Source organism: Micromonospora sp. WMMD710, assembly GCF_029626045.1.
Taxonomy (GTDB): Bacteria; Actinomycetota; Actinomycetes; order Mycobacteriales; family Micromonosporaceae; genus Micromonospora.
On the sequence record NZ_JARUBD010000001.1, the window covers coordinates 902,663 to 923,994 of the forward strand.

Sequence of the window (21,332 nt, forward strand, 5' to 3'; positions counted from 1 at the left end):
CCCGTTGTGTCAGCGTCGTACCGCCGTCACTCCTGCGGGATCAGCCGAAGCAGTTCTCGATGGTCCCGCCCGGGATGGCCAGGCAGTTCGTCGGACGGTTCGCGGTGACCGCGGACTTGTCGTCCAGGTTCACCTCGCCGAAGAACGTGAAGACACCGCCCGGAGCGAAGGTGGAGAAGTTGTGGGCGACCTTCGTCTTCGACAGGTTGACCTCGCCGAAGATGTTGAAGATGCCGCCGCCGACCCCGATCGGGCCGATGGCCCGGTTCCCGACGACCTCGCTGTCGCGCAGCGTGGTGACGCTGCCGGCGTTGAAGAGCCCGCCGCCGAAGAAGCCGGCGGTGTTGTCCTTGATGCTGCTCTTCTCGAACGTGACCGCGCTGTCGAAGGCGATGGCCACACCACCACCGACACCGGCGGTGCTGTTCTTCTCGACCGTGACGTTGTGCAGGTTGAGCTGGCTGTCCGCCGCGGCCAGGCCGCCACCGGCGAGGACCGCGGTGTTCGAGACGAACTTGGTCTCGTACGCCGTGGTGTTGCCCTCGATGTCGAGCAGGCCGCCGCCGAAGCCCAGCGTCTCGTTGTCGCTGATCTCGGCCTTCTTCAACTCGACGGTCCCGCCGTCGACGTCGTCGGTGAAGATCTCCGCGGCGCCGTTGGAGATGCCGCCACCACCGATGACGGCGGTGTTGTCGTTGATCTTCGACTCCTCGACCTTGAGCACGCCGGCGTTGAAGACGCCACCACCGAAGAAGAAGGCGGTGTTACGGGTGACGGTGCTGTGCCAGATCTTCGTGGTGCCGAAGTTGGCCACACCACCGCCGTTGCCGCCGGACTGGTTGAGGACGACCTCGGACTCGACGATCTCGGCGGTGCCGCCCGGCTGGACCAGGATGCCGGCACCGTCGTTGTCTTCCGGCTGCTCGACGAGCGGCGTGACGACGCCCGGCGTGGCCTTCGGCGTGACCTTCGGCGCGGCCTTCAGGCCCGCCTTCGGGTTGGCCTGGCGGGTGCTGAGCGCCTGAGCCAGCGGAACACCGGCCTTCACCTGCGCGGCGATCGCCTCGGAGTCCGAGTAGGCCGACCAGACGGCAGCCGGCTCGACGGCGTCGAACAGCTCGATGGTCTGACCACCCTTGATGGTCAGGCCCTTCACGGTGAGGTGACCACCGCTGCCGACGTTCAGGATGCGGAAGTAGTCCGCGGTGGCTTCCCGGGAGATCGTCGTGTGCTCACCCTTGAGGGTGATGTTCTCGGTGATCACCGGCAGGCCGTTGCCCTCGAAGTCGTTGCGGGTCAGGTTGTAGGTGCAGCCCTTGGCCAGCTCCAGCACACCGCCGTGCTTGTTGTTGGCGAACACGATCGCCTGGATCAGCTTGTCGGTGTCGCAGGGCACCTCCTTCCCGCGCTCGTGGTCCTTGTCCCGGTCCTTGTCCCTGTCTTTGTCCTTGTCCCAGTTGCGGCCCTCGTCACCGCCCTGGTCGCCATCCATGCTCACCTGGGCGGTGTTCCAGTTCAGGCCGACCGCTCCGGCGCTGCCCGCGACGCCCACCGCCGCGAGACTGACCACGCCCGTCAAACCGGCCACGCCGCTGGCGAGCCAGAGCTTGCGGCGGCGCTTGGCCGTCGCCCGCCCGGAGGCTTCGTTGTTCGTTAGGTAGTTGGACATCGGAGCTCTCTGCCCTCTCCTCGTACCAGACAGGGTCGCCGCCCTCAGGCGGGCGTCCCCTGCTACAAATCGGTTGTAGCTCCCAAAACCAACGTATGAGAATGTTCCTCGCCTCGCGGGCTTATCCGAAAGAACCCCACATTAGGTTCGTGTTCGCCCGTGGGCGGCCCGGAGGCCCCGCGCGGGCACACCCCCGCCCAAGCCGGGCCGCACGCCGCTGAGCTGCCCAAATGGGTACGCCCCTCCGCGCCGTGACCGGCCCGGAGAGGCGCACCTCTTTATGTGGTTCAGCCCCACCCCGATCAGGCGAAGCAGTCCCGAACGTTGAAGCAGTTGGTCGGGCGGTTGGCAGTGACGGCGGACTCGTCGTCCAGCGTCACGGTGCCGCCGATGCTGTTGAAGATGCCGCCCGGTTCGAGGGTGGAGAAGTTGTACGCCACCTTCGTCCGGTGCAGCGTGACCTCGCTTCCCTCGGTGTTGACGATGCCGCCGCCGCGGGCGAACGGACCGACGGCCCGGTTGCCCACCACCTCGCTGTCGCGCAGCGTGGTGACGCTGTCGTCGTTGAAGAGGCCACCGCCGGAGGAGCCAGCGGTGTTGTCCTTGATCCTGCTGTTCTCGATCGTCGCAACGCTGTCGGAGGTCACGAACACGCCGCCACCGTCGCGAGCGGCGCTGTTCTTGACCACCGTGGCGTCCTTGAGGGTGAGCTGGCTGTCAGCCACCGCGACGCCACCACCGTCGAGCACCGCGGTGTTGCCACTGACCGTCGTCTGGTGCAACGTCGTGGTGCCCTGGACGTCCAGGACGCCGCCGCCGAAGCCAAGCGTCTCGTTGTCGGTGATCTCGCTCTTGTAGACCCAGACCGCACCGCCCTCGACGTCCTCGGTCAAGATCTCCGCCGCGCCGTTGGAGATGCCACCACCGCCGATGATCGCGGTGTTGTCCTTGATCTTCGACTCGTCGACCTGGAGTACGCCGGCGTTGAAGATGCCGCCGCCGAAGAGGAACGCGGTGTTGTGCGCGACCGTCGTCTTGCTGAGCCGGGTGCTGCCAAAGTTCGCCAGCCCGCCGCCGTTACCGCCGGACTGGTTGTAGAGCAACTCGCTGTCCAGGATCTCCGCCCGACCACCGGGCTGCACCAGCACCCCGGCACCGTCGTTGGACCCCGGCTCCTCGACCAGCGGGACCGCCGCCGGCCCGGCCGTCGCCGGCTTCGCCGGTGTGGCTGCCGCCGGCTTGGCTACCGCCTTCGCCGTGGTCTTGGCGGCCGGCTTGGCAGCCGTGGCCTTGGCGGCGGGCTTGGCGGCGGTCGCCGTTGCGGGCTTGGCAGTCGTGACTGGCTTCGCGGCGGTCGCCGTGGCTGCCGAGGCCTTGGCGGCGGGCTTGGCGGCCGCGGCCGTCGCAGGCTTGGCGGCGGTCGCCGCTGCGGGCTTGGCGGCCGTGGCCGGCGTTGGGGGCGTGACCCCCGGCGTGGCCGTCGTGGTCCGGACCGACGTCACATACGGTGCCCAGACCGCCGCCGGGTCCGCGGTCATCGCCTGCTCGATGGTCTGGCCGCCCTTGATGCTCAGACCCTTGACGACCAGGTCCCCGCCCGGGCCGACGTTGAGGATGCGGAAGTAGTCGGCGGTGGCCTCACGACCGATGGTCGTGTGCTCCCCCTTGAGGGTGATCGGCTGAGTGATCACCGGGAGGCCGTTGCCGTCCTGGCTGCGGGTCAGGATGTACGTGCAACCCTTGGCCAGCTCCAGCACTCCGCCGTTGGAGTTGTTGGCGTACGTGATCGCCTGGATCAACTTGTCGCTGTCGCAGGGGACCTGCTTGGTGCGGTCCTTCTCGTCGCGCTTGTCGTCCTTGCCGCCCCGGTCGTCGAAGCCGCTCCAGTCGTCGCCGCTCCACTCGTCGCCCCTGCCGTCGCTCTCCTTGCCGCCCTCGTTCCCGCCGGCGTCGCTGACGTTCTGCCGGTTGGTCGACGGTTGGGCGTCGGACACCCGGTCGGAGCTGGGCTTGTCGTCGCGGGCGGCCAGGCCGCCGAGGGCCGCGAGGCCGACCACACCGGTCAGCCCGGCCACACCGGCGACCCAGAGTGCTCGTCGTCGTCGTGTCGGCGGAGCTGTCGAGGCTCCGCCGTCGGTAGTCGTTACGTCGTAGGACATCAGAGCCTTCCGCCCTTTCCTGCTACCAGACGGGGTCGCACCGCGCGAGGCGCCACGACCAGCTACAAATAGGTTGCAGCCTCCGATCCCCACCGTATGAGAACCATCTTCGCGATGCGGACTTATCTGAGAAAACCCCGCATTCAACTCAGGTTAGGGCAGGAGTCGGTGAACAGGTCGGGGATGGCGGTAAGGGCGTGAGCAGCGCAAAGACCGACGGAAGCCGCAGCGGCGCCCGGCCGTCGCGGCCGGGGTGGGGCTGGGCCGGGGTCGGGGAAAGACGGCGCGGGCCGCGACGGTGAGACGTCGCGGCCCGGCGGTGCGGGGGATGCCAGCGGTGCTGGCGTCGAGGTCAGCCGGGCAGGCGGGGGCCTGCCTCGCGCTGCTCGGCCAGCCAGGTCTCCACCTCGTCGGAGGTGCGCGGCAGGCCGGCCGACAGGTTCGCCGCACCGGTCGAGGTGACCAGCACGTCGTCCTCGATGCGGATGCCGATGCCGCGCAGTTCGGCGGGGACCAGCTCGTCCTCCGGCTGGAAGTACAGACCCGGCTCGACGGTGAGCACGTAGCCCTCGCCCAGCGTGCCGTCGCGGTACATCTCCTTGCGGGCGTTCGAGCAGTCGTGCACGTCGATGCCGAGCATGTGGCCGAAGCCGTGCAGCGTCCACCGCCGATAGACGGTCGACTTCTCGTCCATCGCCTCGTCCACGCTCACGGGCAGCAGACCCAGCTCGGACAGACCCTCGGCGAGGACCCGCATGCAGGTCCGGTGGACGTCCTTGAACGTCACCCCGGGCCGGATGGCCTCGATGCCGGCCTGCTGCGAGGCGTACACGATGTCGTAGACCTGGCGTTGCAGCGCGGTGAACCGGCCGGTGACCGGCAGCACCCGGGTCACGTCGGCGGTGTAGAGGTTGCGGCCTTCGACGCCCATGTCCATGAGCAGCAGGTCACCCGGGCGGGTGGCGCCGTGGTTGTGCATCCAGTGCAGGATCGTGGCGTGCTCGCCGGCGCCGACGATCGAGCCGTACCCGACGTCGTTGCCGTCGTGGCGGGCGCGCAGCGCGAAGACACCCTCCAGCAGCCGCTCGGAGACCGCCCGGTCCGCCGGCAGGATCCGGGCGACGTCCTCGAAGCCGCGTACGGTGGCGTCGATCGCGTCCTGGAGTTGGGCGATCTCCCACTCGTCCTTGACCAGCTTCAGCTCCGAGATGGCGATCGCCAGCTCCCGGTCCCGGGCCGGCTGCCCCTCGACGCGGACCCCGTCGTACACCCGGACGGCCGCGTCGACCCGGCTGTCGAAGCCGCGCAGCACCCGGGTACGGCCCGGGGCCAGGTCGGCGAGCGTCGCCTCCAGGTCGGTCAGGTCGGCCGTGGGCAGCCCCAGCTCGGTCGACTTCTCGCTGAGCGTGTGCCGCCGGCCCACCCACAGCTCACCGTGGCGGCTGCGGAAGAACTCGTCGGTCTCGTGGGAGGACCGGGGCCGCATGTACAGCGTGGCGTCGTGCCCCGAGCCGTTCGGGCGCAGCACCAGCACGCTGTCGGGGTCGTGGTCGCCGGTCAGGTAGGCGAAGTCGCTGCCCGGCCGGAACGGGTAGGTGGTGTCGTTGGCCCGGACCTTCTCGGTGCCGGTGGGGATCACCAGCGTCTCGCCCGGGAAGGCCGCCGAGAGGGCGGCCCGCCGCTTGGCGTAGTTGGGCGCCTCGGCGCGGGGGGTCACCGGGAGGGCGGTGTCCCGCCAGCCCTGCCGCATGAAGGACAGGAATGCCCCCGGGAAGTCCGGATCGTGCGATTCCGTACCGTCCGTTGGCGTACCGTCGGTGCGTCCCTCGGTCATTGCGCCGCTCCCTCCGCTTCGTTGCTGGTCCCGACGGTACCGCGCGCCCGGTTCGCGGTGGCGCCGCCCGGGAGCGCTCCGGATCGACGGACGGCTGCGACGGGCCTGTGGCACGCGTGGGAAGATGACCACCATGTGCGGACTCCTGGCCTTCTTCAGCGCGAACGGCAACGCCGCCGCGCACCGCGACCACATCGCCGGAGCATTGGAATGCCTGCACCACCGCGGCCCTGACGAGACAGGGGTCGAGGTGGTCGGCGACGCCTCCGGCCGGTACGCGGACGGAGTGTTCGCCCACAAGCGGCTCGCCATCATCGACGTCGCGTCGAGCCACGAGCCGCTGCCCTACGCGAACGGCCGTTACCTGCTGACCTTCAACGGTGAGATTTACAACTACATCGAGCTGCGCGAGGAGTTGATCAGGGACTTCGGCGCCCAGTTCGCCACCGCCGGTGACGGTGAGGTGATCGTCGCCGGTTACCACTACTGGGGTGAGCAGGTGCTCACCCGGCTGCGCGGCATGTTCGCGTTCGTCATCTGGGACCGGCAGGAGCGGCGCGCGTTCGGTGCCCGCGACTACTTCGGCATCAAGCCGCTGCACTATCTGGAGACCGCCGACGGGCTCTACCTGGCGTCGGAGAAGAAGGCGCTGCTGCCGTTCGCGCACAGCAACTACCAGGGTGACGCGGGTATCGACGCGGCCAACCTGAGCCACTACCTGACCCTGCAGTACGTGCCGGAGCCCGGCACCCTGCACAAGGGCATCAGCCGGATCGGCTCGGGGGAGTACCTGACCTGGACGCCGGGCGGGCGGATCGACGTACGCCGGTGGTATCGGCCGGTGTTCCGGCCGGCGCCGGTCGACGACGAGCAGAAGCTGTACCACGAGATCCGGGAGACGCTGCGGGAGAGCGTGCGCATGCACATGCGCTCCGACGTGCCGGTGGGCTCGTTCCTGTCCAGCGGCATCGACTCCACGGCGGTGGTCGCGCTGGCCCGGGAGTTCAACCCGAACATCCTCACCTTCACCGTCGGCTACGACGTACCGGGGTATTCGGAGATCGACGTCGCGCAGGATTCGGCCCGGCACCTGGACGTCACCACCATCCCCACCAAGATCGGTCCGCAGGACATGATCGACGCGCTGCCGAAGATCGTCTGGCATCTGGACGACCCGGTGGCCGACCCGGCGCTGGTGCCGCTGTACTTCGTGGCGAAGAAGGCCGCCGAGCACGTCACGGTGGTGCTCTCCGGTGAGGGCGCGGACGAGTTCTTCGGCGGCTACACGATCTACCGGGAGCCGCTGTCGCTCGGCACCGTCAACGGCCTGCCGGGTGGCGTGCAGAAGGGCCTGCGCGCGGTATCCAAGGCGATCCCGCAGGGGGTCAAGGGCAAGAGCTTCCTGGAGCGCGGCACCACCCCGATCGAGGAGCGCTACTACGGCAACGCGCGGATGTTCACCGAGGAGGAGAAGCAGCACCTGCTGCGTCGCTACGACCCCTCGGTGCGCTACACCGACGTGACGGCCCCGATCTACGCCGAGTGCACCGAGCTGGACGACGTCACGAAGATGCAGTACGTCGACCTCTACACGTGGTTGCGCGGCGACATCCTGGTCAAGGCGGACCGGATCTCGATGTCGCACTCGCTGGAGGTGCGGGTGCCGTTCCTCGACCGCGAGGTGTTCGACGTGGCGGCGAAGATCCCGGTGGACCTGAAGCTGCCGCCGCGCTCCGACGCCACGAAGTACGCGATGCGGCAGGCGCTGCAGGGTGTCGTCCCGCCGGCCATCGTGAACCGCAAGAAGCTGGGCTTCCCGACGCCCACCCGGGTCTGGCTGCGCGGCGAGATGTACGAGTGGGCCCGGCACGTGCTGAGCACGTCGGGGGCCGGTGACCTGCTCGACCTGTCGTACGCGCTGCGGCTGCTCGACGAGCACAAGCGGGAGGAGGCCGACCACTCCCGCAAGGTGTGGACGGTGCTGATCTTCTGCATCTGGCACGCCATCTTCGTGGCGAAGACCCTCGACCCGGGCATCCAGCGCAACCAGTCCGCCCTGCTCACGAAGCCGGTGGTCGGCTCCATGGTCCGCTGACACTGACACCCCTGTTGATCAAGAGGTTTGCGTCATCCGGAGCCGTTCCGGCGACGCAAACCTCTTGATCATCTAGAGGGGTGTGCGGTTACCGGCGGGCGCAGGTGACCGTTGGGAGCGCGTTCGTTCCGGTGGTGCTGGCCAGGAAGCCGAACGTGGTGGTGCCCTCCGGTGCGACCGTGCCGTTGTACGAGACGTTCGTCGCGGTCACCGTTGAGCCGGACGACGTCTGTGTGGCGCCCCAGATCTGACTGATCGACTGTCCGCTGGGCCAGGTCCAGCTCGCGGTCCAGCCGGAGAACGGCGTACTGCCGTGGTTCATGATCATGACTTCGCCCTGGAAGCCGCCCTGCCAGGCGCTGACCACCTTGTAGACCGCCATGCAGTCGCCGTTGGGCGGCAGGGGCGTCGGCGTGGTCGGCGTCGGCGTCGGGTCGGTCGGCGTCGGCGTCGGCGTCGGGGTGGTCGGGGTCGGGGTGGGGGTGGGCGGCGTGCCACCCGGACCCACACCGGTCACCTGACCGTTGCCACCGTCGAAGGTCACGTCGGAGCAGCCGAAGAAGTTCTCCTGCGAATCCGAGCGCACCCAGCGGGAGTAGATGATGTGCTGGCCGCTCTTGCCCGACGGCAGGTTGCCACTGAAGTAGTAGTGCCCCTCGTTGGTGCCGACGCCGCCGCGCTGCGGCGGGTTGGTCACCGTCAGGAACGGCTGCTCCTCCAGGTCACTCCAGGCCAACGCGCGGGTCGGGCTCCAGCTGTTCTTCGTCACGTAGAAGTAGAAGGTGCCCGGGTGGTGCGCCCAGTTGCTGTACCGGAAGTCCAGCCGCGCCCCGGCGGTCAGGTGCGTCAGTGGCCAGTCGGTGCGGGGAAGGTCGTAGCCCCGGTAGCCCGGGTTGCCACCACTGCACAGCTGCCCGTCCGGGATGAAGCCGGTGGTCCGGCCGCCGGCGTCGGAGCGCAGCACGCTGAACCAGTTGTAGAGGGAGTTCGCCCCGCTCTGACCCACGGCGGCGGAGCATGCGGGGTTGTTGGGGCGGATCTCGCCGGTCTGGCTCAGGCCGTCCTGCCAACACAGGTAGGTGCGGCTGCCGGGGGTCATCGCGGCGCCGTGCGCGGCGGCCGGCTGTGGGCTGGACGCCAGGGCGACGGCACCCAGGGCGAGGGTAACGGCCGCGGTGAGCAGCGCGGCCGTACGGGAACGGTTCACGGGGTCTCCTGACTCGCGAGGCGCGCCGCCCGGGCCGCCCCGCCGCAATCGGGTGGGATGTGGCGATCACGGCGACGTGCCCTGGCCGGAAACGGCCGGTGGACGCGCGCCGTCAACGGTCCTGTCACGGACCGGCGCCCTCGCGTCGAACAACCCGGCAACCGGCGGCACGGCAGCCCTCGCACCGCCCGGTATGCGCCATCCCACCACGCCGCCGGACGCGATGCAATAGCCAACCCTCGATATAGGGGATGGGCCGTGCTGCCGCGTTGAGCGACATATCCTGCTCAGAGGGAGAAATATGCCGGAAAGGTGGCGACGCGTGCCGGACGTGTTCGACGAACTGCTGCGTCGCTGCCGCGCCGGCGAGCCGGTCGCCCTGGCCACCGTCGTGGCCACCTGGCGCTCCGCGCCGCAGCCGCCCGGCGCCGCCATGCTGGTCACCGCCGACGGTACGGTCACCGGCAGCGTCTCCGGCGGCTGCGTGGAAGCGGACCTGTACGAACGCGCCCGCCACGTCCTCGACACCGGCGTAGCGGAGCTGACCCGCTACGGAGTCAGCGACGACGACGCGTACGCCGTGGGTCTGACCTGCGGCGGGGTGCTCGACGTGTTCGTGGAACGGGTCGACCCCGGCCGCCTTGCGGAGGTGGACGCCCTCGACGCCGCGCGCCGCGCCGGCCGGCCGGCGGCGGTGGTCACCTGCGTGGCGGCCGACGCGGGCGACCCGTCGAGCGCGGTCCCCGTCGATCCGGCCCGGCGGCTCGGTCGGCGGCTGGTGCTGACCGGCGAGCAGGTCATCGGCTCCCTCGGCGACGACCGGCTCGACGACGCCGCCACCGCCGACGCTCTCGGGCTGCTCGCCGCCGGACACAGCGGCATGCTCCGGTACGGCTACCACGGCCAACGTCGGGGCACCGGCCTCAGCCTCTTCGTGACCGCGTACGCCACACCACCCCGGATGATCGTCTTCGGGGCGATCGACTTCGCCGCCGCGGTGGCCCGGATCGGCGCGTTCCTCGGCTACCGGGTCACCGTGTGTGACGCCCGGCCGGTCTTCGCCACCGCACGGCGCTTCCCGGAGGCGGACGAGGTCGTGGCGCAGTGGCCGCACCGCTACCTGCGCACGGAGCTGGACGCCGGCCGCGTCGACGGACGGACGGTGGTCTGCGTGCTCACTCACGACCCGAAGTTCGACGTGCCGCTGCTGGGGCTGGCGCTGCGCCACCGGCTCGCGTACGTCGGAGCGATGGGCTCGCGGCGCACCCACGACGAGCGGCACAAGTTGCTGCGCGAGTCCGGGCTCGACGAGGCGCAACTCGCCCGGCTCGCCTCCCCGATCGGGCTGGACCTCGGTGGGCGTACCCCGGAGGAGACCGCGGTGAGCGTGGCCGCGCAGATCGTCGCGGCCCGCTGGGGCGGGTCCGGTCGGCCGCTGGCCGCGCTCGCCGGCCCGATCCACCAGTCGGGTTGACCCGGCGCGCGCGCAGCGGCGCGTCCGCTGGGCCAGCCTGATCATGCGGTGGCCGTTGGGGATACGAAAGGACCTCCGAATGGGATACGCGGTGGTGCTCGGCGAGGCGCTCGTCGACCTGCTCGACAGCGAGTGCGACGGCGAGCGGGTCTACCGGCAGGCCATCGGCGGTGGCCCGCTCAACGTCGCCGTCGGGGTGGCCCGACTCGGCGGCGCGGCACAGTTCGTCGGATCGCTGGGCGACGACGTGCTGGCCGGCCGGATCCGCGCCTTCCTGGCCGCCGCCGACGTCGGGTTGGCCGGCGCGGTGACGGCACCGGCGTCGACCGCGCTCGCCGTGGTCACCCTCGCCGGCCCGGAACCCGACTTCCGCTTCTACGGCGAACCGCCCTCCTACGGTCTGCTCGGTCCCGACGACCTGGACCTGGCACTGGTGGAGGGCGCCGACGTGCTCTACTGCGGGTCGGTCGTGCTGCTGCAACCCGCCACCCTGGCCGCCGCCCGCCGAGCCTGGTCACTCGCCACCGGTCTGCGGGTCTTCGACCCGAACGTACGGCCCCGGCTGCTGGACGGCCCGGCCGCGCTGGCCGGGCTGCGCGAGGTGGTGGCCGAGTTCGCCGCCGGAGCGCACGTGGTCACGTTGAGCGGCGCCGACGCGCAACTGCTCTATCCGGGTGAGCCGGCCGAGGGGGTGGCCGCGTACCTGCGTGAGCTGGGGGCCACCACGGTCGTGGTGACACTCGGCGCGGCCGGCGCGGTGCTGGCCGCCGCCGATGCCGACCCGGTCCTCGTGCCGGCCCCCAAGGTCGACGCCGTCGACGCCACCGGAGCGGGAGACTCGGTGATGGCCGCGTTGATCGCCGACCTGCTCGTCGACGGCGAACCGGCCGCCCCGCACGGCTGGATCGAGAGGGTGGCGTTCGCGCTGCGGGTGGCCGGCCTGGTCTGCGAATCCCCGGGCGGCGCCACCGCCATGCCCACCCGCGCCGACGTCGAACGCCGCTTCGCGGCCTGACGGTCCCGGTCCCCCGCCGACTGGACGGGGGACTACGGGGTTCCGTTGAGCTCTTGGTAGCCGCGGTTCGCCGCCAGCAGGGCGGCGCGGGCGCCGAAGGGGGCCTCGGCGGCCACCCGCTCGGGGGGCGCGCCGCCGGTGTTGGCGGCCCGGATCAGCCAGGCCAGCCGCGCCAGCTCGGCGTGCTGGGCGCGGACGAACTCGACGTCCACCGGGTCGCCGTGGCCCGGCACGACCAGCGTGCGCGCGGTGGTCAGCCGCAGCAGGTCCGCGACCGCGTCCGGCCACTGCAGGGGGTACGAGTCCTCGAAGGCGGGCGGGCCGCTCTGCTCCACCAGGTCCCCGGCGACCAGCACGTCCGCGTCGGGCACGTGCACCACCAGGTCGGCGTCGGTGTGCCCCCGCCCCGGGTGACGCAGCAGCACCCGCCGGCCGCCCAGATCCAGCTCCGTCTCGGTCTGCACGATGTGCGTCGGCGCGAGCAGTGGCGTGTCGGCCAACTCGGCGGCCAGCGCCGGGTGCTCCTGACGCAGCTCCTGGTACGCCTGCCGGCGCAGCCGCTCCGGCTGCTCGCGCAGGGCCGCGGCGGCCAGGTGGTGCGCGTACACCGGGCGGGGCGGGTCGCCGGCCAGGACGGCGTTGCCGAAGCAGTGGTCGTAGTGGTGGTGGGTGTTGACGATGGTCAGCGGACGGTCGGTGACCGCCCGGACGGCGTCGGCCAGCGCGGTGGCCTGTGCCGCCGAGGACAGCGTGTCCACCAGCAGCGCCTCATCCGCGCCGACGACCAGCGTCACGTTGACCCGCAGCAGAGGCTCGGGCCGCACGTACACCCGGTCGGCGACCTCGACGAACCCGGCGGTCACGAGGACCGCCCGGCGCGCTCGACGAAGCGGTGCCGGTCCACCAGGATCCGGTCCACCCGCCCCCGGGCCACCGTCTGATCGCCGTCACTGACGGTGACCTCGAACGACAGCCGGCGACCGTCGACGGTCGCCAGCAGCGCCTGCGCCCGGACCGTCCGGCCGACCACCGTCGGCGCCAGGTGCTCCAGCTCGACGCGCGTCCCCACCGTGGTCGACCCGGGTGGCATGCCGACCGCCGTCGCCGCGACCGTGGCCGCCTCGGCCAGCGCGAGCACCCGGGGAGTGCCCAGCACCGGTACGTCCCCGGAACCGACCGCCTGGGCGGTGTCGGCGTCACTGACGGTCAACTCGACCTGGGCGGTCAGACCCGGCGCGAAGGCCGGCTCGGGCTGCTCCTGCATGGTCGTCAGCCTAGGTGCTCCCCGGACGCGTCGAGCACGCGCCCGCCGATCCGGGCGCACCCGTCCCGACCCACCGACGGGTGGTCCCCGTCGGTCGATGCTGTACCCGTCGTTAACCTTGACCGCGATGGCCGTCGTGACTGACCCCCAGCCCCCCGCCCGGACCGACCCGCCCGCGTCGCCCGACGGGGGCCGTCGGCGCATCGTCGCCATGACGGTCTGGGCGGTCGCCTTCGTCGCCGCGTGGCTGGCGATCGGGCTGCCCACCGACCCCGCGTACGCGTTCGTCTGGATCTGGTTGGCGACGATCGCCTGGAACAGCGACCGGCCGTGGCGCAGCCACCTGCGCTTCGCCCGGGACTGGGTGCCGGTGGTGCTGCTGTTCGTCGTCTACAACCTCTCGCGGGGGTTCGCCGACAACGGCGCCACCCCGCACGCGATGGAGCTAATCGTCGCCGACCGGTTCATGTTCGGCTGGGCCACCGGCGGGGAGGTGCCCACCGTCTGGTTGCAGGAGCACCTGTACCGCCCGCAGGTGCACTGGTGGGACGTCGCGGCGAGCTGGGTGTACTTCTCGCACTTCGTGGTGGCGCTGACCGCCGCGGCGGTGCTCTGGCTGCGCGACCGGCACCGCTGGGCCGCGTACATGCGCCGCTGGGGGTTCCTGTGCGCCGCCGGCCTGGTCACCTACTTCGCCTACCCGGCCGCACCGCCCTGGTGGGCCGCCCAGAACGGCCTGCTCACCGAGGTCGCCCGGATCTCCACGCGGGGTTGGAAGGCGTTCGGCATGCACGGCGCCGGCAACGTCCTCAACGCCGGTCAGATCGCCTCGAACCCGGTCGCCGCGATGCCGTCGCTGCACACCGCGTGGGCGCTGTTCGTGGTGCTGTTCTTCCTGACCACCACCCGCCGCCGCTGGTGGCCGCTGCTGCTGGCGTACCCGCTGGCGATGACCTTCACCCTGGTCTACTCCGGTGAGCACTACGTGATCGACGTGCTGGTCGGCTGGGCGTACGTGGGAATCACCTACCTGGTGGTCGGCCTGGCCGAGCGCGGGTGGGCCGCCTGGCGGGCCTGCCACCCGAAACCCGGGACGCAACCGGTCGCGGAGACACCACCGACGCCCACCCCACAGCCGGCGGTCCCCGCCGACCACTGACCCGGCGCCCCGCTGGGCCTCAGCGCAGGCGGGCGGCGTGCGCCCGGGAGGTCAGCTCGGCCGACAGGGCCCACGCCTCGGCCAGGTCGCGGTCCTGGGCGGTGGCGCCGGAGCCGCCGGCGGTGTCCGCGTAGACGGTGGCCAGCCCCAGCCGGCGCTGGACCGGCCCCTGCACCACCCGCACGCTCTGGATCCGCGCGTACGGGACGATCGCCACCTGCCGGCTCAGCAGGCCCGACCGGGTGGCGAAGACCCGCTCGAACAATCCCGCGCCGAGCGCACGCCGCCCCAGCGGGTGCAGCCAGCGCGTGCGGGGCGGCGGCGGACTCAGCGTGAGCGCGTCGAGGCGTACCCCCGGGAGCACCTCGGCGACGATCGCCGCCGCCGTCGGTAGGTCGCCGACCGGTAGCAGCCGGTCGGGTCGGTTGCGGTCATCGGCCTCGGCGACGGAGTAACCGGCCACCTCCAGGCGCAACCGCAGCCAGCCGTTCACCCGCCACAACAACGGCCAGGTGGCCCGCACGGTCTGCACCCGCTCCAGCGGCACGGTCTGCGCCCGCGTCTCCAGCAGACCGTTGTGCACCCGCAGCGTGGCGCCGTCGCGGCCCAGCCGGAAGTTCCAGTCGTCGAGGACCCGGCGGATCGGTTGCAGCAGCACACCCGCCATCGCGGTCAACGTGCTGGCGACCGCGACGAACGACCACGACCCCGCGGTGAGGAACTGCACCACGACGAAGGCGACACCGAACGGGAGCAGGAACGCCTGCGGGGTGAGTAGTTGACTGACCAGCAGATCCTTGTTACGTACGGCGTGTAGCGGCCGACCGGGCGTGGCCGCCGGAGCCGTCGCGACACCCGGGGCGACCGGGTGGTCCGGCGCGGGTGTCTGCGCCACCCGCCCGGCCAGCGCCAGCAGCCGCCCGCGCAGCCGGGCCGCGTCGGCCACCCCGAGGTACGCCAGCGGCGCCTCGGTCTTGCCCCCGCCGACCACCTCCAGGCGCAGCTCGGCCAGGCCGGTGAGCTGGGCGAGCAGCGGCCGGACCACCTCCACGGCCTGCAACCGTTCCAGCGGGATCGCCCGGGTACGCCGCCAGAGCAGCCCCTCGTACACCCGCAGTTCGCGGCCCACCACGTGGTAGCCGGTGTTGTACCAGCTGATCACCGACAGCACGGTCGCGCCGAGCGCCAGCGCCCCCACCATCGCGGCGAACCAGCCGAAGCCGACCCGGGACAGCGTCGACCAGGACAACCCGGCGATCACCACGACCAGTGACTTGGCCCCGTGCAGCAGTGGGCTGAGGGGGTGCAGTCGTTGCCGTGGCTCGCCGTCGCCGCCGCCCGGTGGCGTCGGCCACGGCGCGGGCGCCCCCGGCGGCACCGGGCCAGGCGGTGCCACACCAGCGGGCAGCGCCGGCCCCGGTGGCGTCGGGCCGGTGGGTGGCACGGTGCTCGGCTCGGCGGGCCCGTCGCTCATCGGCGCGGCCCTCGGCTGCCCGCGCGGGTGCTCACAGGCCCTCCGCCCGGTCCTCGCCGAGCGCGGTGAGCCGGTCGCGCAGCCGGGACGCCTCCGCGGGGCGCAGCCCCGGCACCCGGGCATCGCTGGCCGCCGCCGCCGTGTGCAACTGCACGGTGGCCAGGTCGAAGGCGCGTTCCAACGGCCCGGCGCTGACGTCGACGAACTGCATCCGCGAGTACGGGACGATGGAGAGCCGCCGGACCAGCAGCCCGTGCCGCACCAGCAGGTCGTTCTCCCGTTCGGCGTACCCCCAGGCCCGGACCGCCCGGACGACGGTGATGGCCCGCCACGCGCCGAGCCCCAGCACGACGGCGAGGGCGAGCCCGAACAGCCAGTGCCCGCTCAAGGCCCAGCCGACCGCCGTCACCGCCAGCCCGATGGCGACCACGACCGCCAGCCGGATCAGCTCCACCCAGATCAGGTCGGTGGAGATCGACTGCCAGTGCACCGTGTCCGGCCAGGGCTCCAACGGCCCGCGCCCGACGGATGAGCCCGGGTCGGGCGGCAGGAGGCCGGGTGCCGGCAGGTCGGGCGCGCGATGGTCGGCGGTGGCTGACGGCCGGTGGCCGGGTGGCGGCACCGCGCCCGGCGGCAGCGGGGCGGGCGACGCGACGTCCGCAGCGGTGGGGTGCGGGCCGAGCGTGCCGGGCGCGGGAAACGCGCCGGGCGGCGGCGCGACGCCGGGTGGGGTGGCCGGGGTGGGCGGCCAGGACGGGGAGGTGGGGCCGGGGGAAGCCGGTGGGTCGCCGCTCACACGTCGAGCGTAGGCGATCCGGGCACTTCAGTGACGGCACGCAGGAAGCCGCGAGCCTCCAGGAAATCACCGAGGCTGCCCCGATGCTCCTCGCAGGCGAGCCAGGTCTTTCGGCGCTCGGCGTCGTGCAGGCGCGGATTGTTCCACTTCAGGGCCCACACGGCGGGGGCGCGACAACCCCGGGCCGAGCAGACCAGGGGCTCGTCGGCAGGGGAGGGGATGCTCATCCCGGCCAGTCTAGGGCGGCGGGACGGAGGGCTTGAGCGCCGGGCGGCCACGGGGGGAGCCGCCCGGCGACGGGGTGAATCGTACACGCGGCGGACGGGTCCGTGTCCACCCGCGACGCGCGATTCGGCTGCTGAGGACGGCGCGGCAAAAATCGGCTTCTCCCCACCTCGACACTCAGGAAGGCGTGCGAGTCTTGATACCGCATCAGCCGCGACGACCGACAAACGCTGTGGAGGACCGGTGGCCCAGCCGACCATGCCCGACGCCCCGACGCCGAACGGGGCGTCGGCCCCGGAGAAACCCGCCCCGGTGACCACACCCGCGCAGGACGCCACTCTGCTGGAGAAGGCGCTGTTCGAGATCAAGCGGGTGATCGTCGGGCAGGACCGGATGGTGGAGCGGATGTTCGTCGCGCTGCTCGCCCGCGGCCACTGCCTCCTCGAAGGGGTTCCCGGGGTGGCCAAGACCCTCGCCGTGGAGACCCTCGCCAAGGTCGTCGGCGGGTCCTTCGCCCGGGTGCAGTTCACCCCGGACCTGGTGCCGGCCGACATCATGGGCACCCGGATCTACCGGCAGTCGAGCGAGAAGTTCGACGTGGAGCTGGGCCCGGTCTTCGTCAACTTCCTGCTCGCCGACGAGATCAACCGGGCTCCGGCCAAGGTGCAGTCGGCGCTGCTGGAGGTGATGAGCGAGCGGCAGGTGTCCATCGGTGGGGAGAGCCACCGGGTGCCCGACCCGTTCCTGGTGATGGCCACCCAGAACCCGATCGAGCAGGAGGGCGTCTACCCGCTGCCGGAGGCGCAGCGGGACCGGTTCCTCATGAAGATCGTCGTGGGCTACCCCACCGACGCGGAGGAACGCGAGATCGTCTACCGGATGGGCGTGGCCGCGCCGGAGCCGACGGCGGTCTTCGACACCCCCGAGCTGATCGCCCTGCAACGCAAGGCCGACCAGGTCTTCGTGCACAACGCCCTGGTCGACTACGCGGTGCGTCTGGTGCTGGCGACCCGCGCCCCGGCCGAGCACGGCATGCCGGACGTCGCCCAGCTGATCCAGTACGGGGCCAGCCCGCGCGCCTCGCTCGGCCTGGTCCGGGCCACCCGCGCCCTGGCGCTGCTGCGCGGACGCGACTACGCCCTGCCGCAGGACGTGCAGGACATCGCCCCGGACATCCTGCGGCACCGGCTGGTGCTCAGCTACGACGCGCTCGCCGACGACGTGCCGGCCGACCACATCGTGCACCGCGTGATGTCCACCATCCCGCTGCCGGCGGTCGCTCCCCGCCAGCAGGCCACCGCATCGCCGACCGTCGCGCCGCCGGGCGCCGGATGGCCCGGGCAGCGCCCGTGACCTCACCCACCCCTCGTCCCACCCCTCTCGGCGACCGCAGCGAGGCGGTGCTGTCCCGGCTCCAGCTCCTGGTCACCCGCAAGCTCGACGGTCTGCTCCAGGGCGACTACGCCGGTCTGCTCCCCGGGCCGGGCAGCGAGGCGGGGGAGTCACGGGAATACCGGCCCGGCGACGACGTACGCCGGATGGACTGGCCGGTCACCGCACGGACCACGACGCCGCACGTGCGGCGTACGGTCGCCGATCGGGAACTGGAGACCTGGCTGGCGCTGGACCTCTCGGCCAGCCTGGACTTCGGCACCGGGCAGTGGCTCAAGCGGGAGGTGGTGGTGGCCGCCGCGGCCGCCATCACCCACCTCACCGTGCGCGGCGGCAACCGCATCGGCGCCGTGATCGGCACCGGCGGGGGGACGCCCGCGCCGGCCCGGCGCTGGCGGGGCGGGTCGCCCCCGGTCGGGCCCGGGGTGCTCACCCGGCTGCCGGCCCGCTCCGGCCGCAAGGAGGCGCAGGGCCTGCTGCGCGCGGTCGCCGGCACCGCGATCCAGCCCGGCCGAGGTGACCTGGGTGCCCTCGTCGAGATGCTCAACCGCCCGCCCCGACGGCGCGGGGTGGCCGTGGTGGTCTCGGACTTCCTCGCGCCGGCCGAGCAGTGGGCCCGGCCGATGCGCAAGCTGCGCGTCCGCCACGACGTGCTGGCCATCGAGGTGGTCGACCCGCGCGAGCTGGAGCTGCCCGACGTGGGGGTGCTGCCGGTGGTCGACCCGGAAAGTGGCGAGCTGCACGAGGTGCAGACCGCCGACCCGCGGCTGCGGCAGCGCTACGCGGAGGCTGCCGCCGCCCAGCGGGCCACGATCGCCGCCGCGCTGCGCGGCGCCGGCGCGGCCCACCTGCGTCTGCGTACCGACCGAGACTGGCTGCTGGACATGGTGCGTTTCGTGGCCGCGCAGCGGCACGCGCGTACCCGGGGGACGACACGATGATCCGTTTTCTGCAACCGTGGTGGCTGCTGGCCGTGCTGCCGGTGTTCGCCATCGCCGCGTTCTACGTCTGGCGGCAGCTGCACCGCCGGGCGTACGCGATGCGGTTCACCAACGTGGATCTGCTGCGCACGCTGGCGCCGAAGGGGCTGGGCTGGCGTCGGCACGTACCGGCGACCGCGTTCCTGCTCTGCCTGCTGGTGCTGGCCACCGCGCTGGCCCGGCCGGCGGTGGACACGAAGGAGCCGCTGGAGCGGGCCACCGTGATGCTCGCCATCGACGTGTCGCTGTCGATGCAGGCCGACGACGTGGCGCCGAACCGGCTGGAGGCGGCGCAGGAGGCGGCCAAGCAGTTCGTCAGCGAGCTGCCGGAGAGCTACAACCTGGGCCTCGTGTCGTTCGCCAAGGCCGCGAACGTGCTGGTGCCGCCGGGCAAGGACCGGGACGCGGTGACCAGTGCCATCGACGGGCTGGTGCTGGCCGAGGCGACCGCCACCGGCGAGGCGGTGTTCACCTGCCTGGAGGCGATCCGGTCGGTGCCGGCGGACGGCGCGGCGGGCATCCCACCGGCCCGGATCGTGCTGCTCTCCGACGGGTTCCGCACCTCGGGCCGGTCGGTGGAGGAGGCGGCGGCCGCCGCGCAGGCGGCGAACGTGCCGGTGTCCACCATCGCCTTCGGCACCGACACCGGTCAGGTCGACATCGGCGGGCAGCTCCAGCGGGTGCCGGTGGACCGGATGGCCCTGGCCGAGCTGGCCGAGACCACCGAGGGCTACTTCTACGAGGCGGCCTCGGTGAGCGAGTTGAAGCAGGTCTACCAGGACATGGGCAGCTCGATCGGTTTCCGCACCGAGCCGCGCGAGGTGACCCAGTGGTACGCCGGAGTGGCGTTGCTGTTGGCGCTCTGCGCGGGCGCGCTCAGCCTGCTGTGGTCGTCGCGGATGCTCTGAGCGGGCGCGTCGAGCGAGGGCCGGCGGTGGGTCAGTGACCGCCGCCGGCCAGGACGAAGACGACGGCCACCCAGACGGCGGCGAGGGTGAAGCCCAGCGGGGCGACGTAACGGCTCATGGACGGCTCCGGTGGCGGCTGGACGGTCCGCGTGCGGGGGCGGACCGCAGGGGGTGGGGACGCGCACACGAAGTCGTGACCGGGCGGCTCCCGGCGACCGTCCGGGGTCGGACGGCGCGGCACACGCACCTCGGCAGGAGCCGAAGCGGTGCGGGAGCGGAGCGGGGTCAGCTCACCAGACTGAGTCGTGGCTCAGCGGGGCTGACCATCGGCCCGGCCACGACTGGGAGGATCGCTATCTCGCACAGCGATCACCTCCTGCAAGTCGGCCCGGCCGGAACGTCGATGATCGTACACCTGAGGTGTCGACCGGACGCACTCGGCCGACCGGTCGGTGCCCCCTCCACCGCCCGGCCGCCGCCCCGCCCCGCGGCGGTCCGCCGGCCGGTCCACCCGCACCAGCGTGACCAGCACGACCGCCAGTAGGGGCAACCAGCAGCACCGAGCCAGCACCCAGCCCGGACCGTCCGGCGCGGTGTGCAGACCCGGCAGGGCCACCCCGGCCCGGGCGGTGAGCGCGGTCACCGCCACCAGCACCGGCTGGTGCCACAGGTAGATCCGCACCGCGTTCCGGTTCGCCCCGGCCACCGCTCGACCCACCCTCGGCCGGGCCACCGCGCGGTGCAGCGCCGGCCGGGCGAGCAACCCCACCCCGACCTGGCTGACCGCCAGGGCCACCACCACCAGCAGCGACGGCGGATTCAGGTTGGACACCCCCGCACCGGGTACGCCGACCGCGCTGACCGGGTACCCCAGCGCCAGCAAGCCGGCCAGCGCGGCGACCCCGCCGAGCGCGAGCGTGCCCGCCGCCCGCCGGCCGACCAGCCGCCCGTCACCGTGGGCCACCCCGAGCAGGTACGGCACCGCCCACGCCACCAGCACGGTCACCGGCGGCAGGTCGTCGGCGTGCCGCACCCCGGCGCCGACCCCGCCGAGGCTGACCACGTCGGTGACCTGGACCGGGGCGTCCGTGGCGGCCAGCGACACCACCAGCGCCCCGTAGCTGTGCCCGACCAGGGTGATCGTCGCGGCCGGCCGGCGCGCGGCCAGCTCCCGCAGCAGGCCGGCCAGCCCGGCCGCACCCTGTCGGGCGCGGACGCCACCGGCGGCCGTCAACACCCCGTCCGGCGGGTCGTAGCCCAGCCAGGCCAGCACCGCGACCCGCGCCGCCGGATCGGCCGCGCGCAGCTGGCGGTACAGCTGCCCGGCCTGCGCCGCCGGAGCGCGGCGGGCCACCCCGCCCAGCCCCCGGTCGTAGTCGGCGAGCGTGCTGCCCACCCCCGGCACCAACACCGCGATCCGGTCCGCGCCCGCCAGGTCGCCCAGCACCTCGACGACGCGACCGTCGCCGCGCCGGTCGAACAGCAGGAACCGGCGTCCGCCGGCCACCCAGTCCGCGTACGGGGGGCCGGCCGCGCGCATCGCCGCCGCCGTCACCGGGTACGCCTCGACGAACCCGGGTGCCGCGACCGGCCCGGGTGGTGCCGGCAGGATCAGGTTCACGCCGAGCAGCGCGCCCAACGCCAGCCGGCTGGCACCTCGTCGTCGCATCACATTCTCCCT

18 protein-coding genes are annotated in these 21,332 nt (G+C 72.4%); 7 read left to right on the forward strand and 11 right to left on the reverse strand.

The window, feature by feature from the left end:
• Positions 1 to 40: 40 nt before the first annotated feature.
• The 3 genes from O7620_RS04275 to O7620_RS04285 form a co-directional block, all read right to left on the reverse strand.
• The gene (locus O7620_RS04275; RefSeq protein ID WP_278121932.1) at positions 41 to 1,669 is read right to left on the reverse strand and encodes a hypothetical protein; all 1,629 of its coding nucleotides are present in this window, start codon (positions 1,667 to 1,669) and stop codon (positions 41 to 43) included.
• 302 nt (positions 1,670 to 1,971) lie between these two features.
• On the reverse strand, positions 1,972 to 3,828 hold the full coding sequence (locus tag O7620_RS04280) for a right-handed parallel beta-helix repeat-containing protein (RefSeq protein ID WP_278121933.1): 1,857 nt from the start codon (positions 3,826 to 3,828) through the stop codon (positions 1,972 to 1,974).
• A gap of 352 nt (positions 3,829 to 4,180) precedes the next feature.
• Positions 4,181 to 5,662, reverse strand: a complete 1,482-nt coding sequence (locus O7620_RS04285; RefSeq protein ID WP_278121934.1) for an aminopeptidase P family protein — start codon at positions 5,660 to 5,662, stop codon at positions 4,181 to 4,183.
• Between the two features lie 133 nt (positions 5,663 to 5,795).
• Here O7620_RS04285 and asnB point away from each other — a divergent pair, with 133 nt between their 5' ends.
• A complete protein-coding gene (gene asnB, locus O7620_RS04290) occupies positions 5,796 to 7,757 on the forward strand; it encodes an asparagine synthase (glutamine-hydrolyzing) (RefSeq protein ID WP_278121935.1) in 1,962 nt (653 codons plus the stop codon).
• Between the two features lie 88 nt (positions 7,758 to 7,845).
• Here the strand turns inward: asnB and O7620_RS04295 are convergent, their stop codons facing one another.
• Positions 7,846 to 8,964 carry a lytic polysaccharide monooxygenase gene (locus O7620_RS04295; RefSeq protein WP_278121936.1) on the reverse strand — a complete coding sequence of 373 codons (1,119 nt, stop codon included), beginning with the start codon at positions 8,962 to 8,964 and terminating at the stop codon, positions 7,846 to 7,848.
• A gap of 322 nt (positions 8,965 to 9,286) precedes the next feature.
• On the opposite strand from O7620_RS04295, the gene O7620_RS04300 reads away from it, so the two are divergent.
• Together O7620_RS04300 and O7620_RS04305 are read left to right on the forward strand one after the other, a co-directional pair.
• Positions 9,287 to 10,438 (forward strand): XdhC family protein, encoded by a 1,152-nt coding sequence (locus tag O7620_RS04300; protein WP_278121937.1) that lies wholly within the window; start codon positions 9,287 to 9,289, stop codon positions 10,436 to 10,438.
• A 79-nt stretch (positions 10,439 to 10,517) separates the two neighbouring features.
• Complete coding sequence (locus O7620_RS04305; RefSeq protein WP_278121938.1) at positions 10,518 to 11,453, forward strand: PfkB family carbohydrate kinase; 936 nt, start codon at positions 10,518 to 10,520, stop codon at positions 11,451 to 11,453.
• Between the two features lie 32 nt (positions 11,454 to 11,485).
• On the opposite strand, the gene O7620_RS04310 is transcribed toward O7620_RS04305, so the two are convergent.
• Entirely contained in the window at positions 11,486 to 12,316 is an 831-nt protein-coding gene (locus O7620_RS04310; protein ID WP_278121939.1) for an MBL fold metallo-hydrolase, read from the reverse strand.
• Positions 12,313 to 12,717: a hotdog domain-containing protein gene (locus O7620_RS04315; protein ID WP_151491111.1), complete on the reverse strand. Its 405-nt coding sequence runs from the start codon at positions 12,715 to 12,717 to the stop codon at positions 12,313 to 12,315. Before O7620_RS04315 ends, O7620_RS04310 begins: the two co-directional genes overlap by 4 nt.
• 127 nt (positions 12,718 to 12,844) lie before the next feature.
• Here O7620_RS04315 and O7620_RS04320 point away from each other — a divergent pair, with 127 nt between their 5' ends.
• Entirely contained in the window at positions 12,845 to 13,876 is a 1,032-nt protein-coding gene (locus O7620_RS04320) for a phosphatase PAP2 family protein (RefSeq protein WP_278121940.1), read from the forward strand.
• A gap of 19 nt (positions 13,877 to 13,895) precedes the next feature.
• Here O7620_RS04320 and O7620_RS04325 read toward each other — a convergent pair whose 3' ends face one another.
• From O7620_RS04325 to O7620_RS04335, 3 genes are all read right to left on the reverse strand, one after another.
• A complete protein-coding gene (locus tag O7620_RS04325; protein ID WP_278121941.1) occupies positions 13,896 to 15,350 on the reverse strand; it encodes a PH domain-containing protein in 1,455 nt (484 codons plus the stop codon).
• A gap of 31 nt (positions 15,351 to 15,381) precedes the next feature.
• A complete protein-coding gene (locus O7620_RS04330) occupies positions 15,382 to 15,918 on the reverse strand; it encodes a PH domain-containing protein (RefSeq protein WP_278126858.1) in 537 nt (178 codons plus the stop codon).
• A 224-nt stretch (positions 15,919 to 16,142) separates the two neighbouring features.
• Entirely contained in the window at positions 16,143 to 16,373 is a 231-nt protein-coding gene (locus tag O7620_RS04335; RefSeq protein WP_278121942.1) for a hypothetical protein, read from the reverse strand.
• A 241-nt stretch (positions 16,374 to 16,614) separates the two neighbouring features.
• On the opposite strand from O7620_RS04335, the gene O7620_RS04340 reads away from it, so the two are divergent.
• From O7620_RS04340 to O7620_RS04350, 3 genes are read left to right on the forward strand one after another with little or no spacing between them, the layout of a single operon-like run.
• Positions 16,615 to 17,724: a MoxR family ATPase gene (locus tag O7620_RS04340; protein WP_278121943.1), complete on the forward strand. Its 1,110-nt coding sequence runs from the start codon at positions 16,615 to 16,617 to the stop codon at positions 17,722 to 17,724.
• A complete protein-coding gene (locus tag O7620_RS04345; RefSeq protein WP_278121944.1) occupies positions 17,703 to 18,704 on the forward strand; it encodes a DUF58 domain-containing protein in 1,002 nt (333 codons plus the stop codon). The genes O7620_RS04340 and O7620_RS04345 overlap by 22 nt, the downstream gene beginning before the upstream one ends.
• Complete coding sequence (locus tag O7620_RS04350; RefSeq protein ID WP_278121945.1) at positions 18,701 to 19,651, forward strand: VWA domain-containing protein; 951 nt, start codon at positions 18,701 to 18,703, stop codon at positions 19,649 to 19,651. Before O7620_RS04345 ends, O7620_RS04350 begins: the two co-directional genes overlap by 4 nt.
• Positions 19,652 to 19,682: 31 nt before the next feature.
• Here the strand turns inward: O7620_RS04350 and O7620_RS04355 are convergent, their stop codons facing one another.
• Together O7620_RS04355 and O7620_RS04360 are read right to left on the reverse strand one after the other, a co-directional pair.
• Positions 19,683 to 19,892: a hypothetical protein gene (locus O7620_RS04355; protein ID WP_151492727.1), complete on the reverse strand. Its 210-nt coding sequence runs from the start codon at positions 19,890 to 19,892 to the stop codon at positions 19,683 to 19,685.
• A gap of 69 nt (positions 19,893 to 19,961) precedes the next feature.
• The gene (locus tag O7620_RS04360) at positions 19,962 to 21,320 is read right to left on the reverse strand and encodes an alpha/beta hydrolase (RefSeq protein ID WP_278121946.1); all 1,359 of its coding nucleotides are present in this window, start codon (positions 21,318 to 21,320) and stop codon (positions 19,962 to 19,964) included.
• Positions 21,321 to 21,332 lie beyond the last annotated feature (12 nt).

Coding starts and splice junctions, on each gene's coding strand:
- O7620_RS04320 (WP_278121940.1), top strand. CDS start 12,845: ATGGCCGTCGTGACTGACCCCCAGCCCCCCGCCCGGACCGACCCGCCC.
- O7620_RS04335 (WP_278121942.1), bottom strand. CDS start 16,373: ATGAGCATCCCCTCCCCTGCCGACGAGCCCCTGGTCTGCTCGGCCCGG.
- asnB (WP_278121935.1), top strand. CDS start 5,796: ATGTGCGGACTCCTGGCCTTCTTCAGCGCGAACGGCAACGCCGCCGCG.
- O7620_RS04350 (WP_278121945.1), top strand. CDS start 18,701: ATGATCCGTTTTCTGCAACCGTGGTGGCTGCTGGCCGTGCTGCCGGTG.
- O7620_RS04305 (WP_278121938.1), top strand. CDS start 10,518: ATGGGATACGCGGTGGTGCTCGGCGAGGCGCTCGTCGACCTGCTCGAC.
- O7620_RS04275 (WP_278121932.1), bottom strand. CDS start 1,669: ATGTCCAACTACCTAACGAACAACGAAGCCTCCGGGCGGGCGACGGCC.
- O7620_RS04325 (WP_278121941.1), bottom strand. CDS start 15,350: ATGAGCGACGGGCCCGCCGAGCCGAGCACCGTGCCACCCACCGGCCCG.
- O7620_RS04285 (WP_278121934.1), bottom strand. CDS start 5,662: ATGACCGAGGGACGCACCGACGGTACGCCAACGGACGGTACGGAATCG.
- O7620_RS04345 (WP_278121944.1), top strand. CDS start 17,703: ATGGCCCGGGCAGCGCCCGTGACCTCACCCACCCCTCGTCCCACCCCT.
- O7620_RS04360 (WP_278121946.1), bottom strand. CDS start 21,320: ATGCGACGACGAGGTGCCAGCCGGCTGGCGTTGGGCGCGCTGCTCGGC.
- O7620_RS04280 (WP_278121933.1), bottom strand. CDS start 3,828: ATGTCCTACGACGTAACGACTACCGACGGCGGAGCCTCGACAGCTCCG.
- O7620_RS04315 (WP_151491111.1), bottom strand. CDS start 12,717: ATGCAGGAGCAGCCCGAGCCGGCCTTCGCGCCGGGTCTGACCGCCCAG.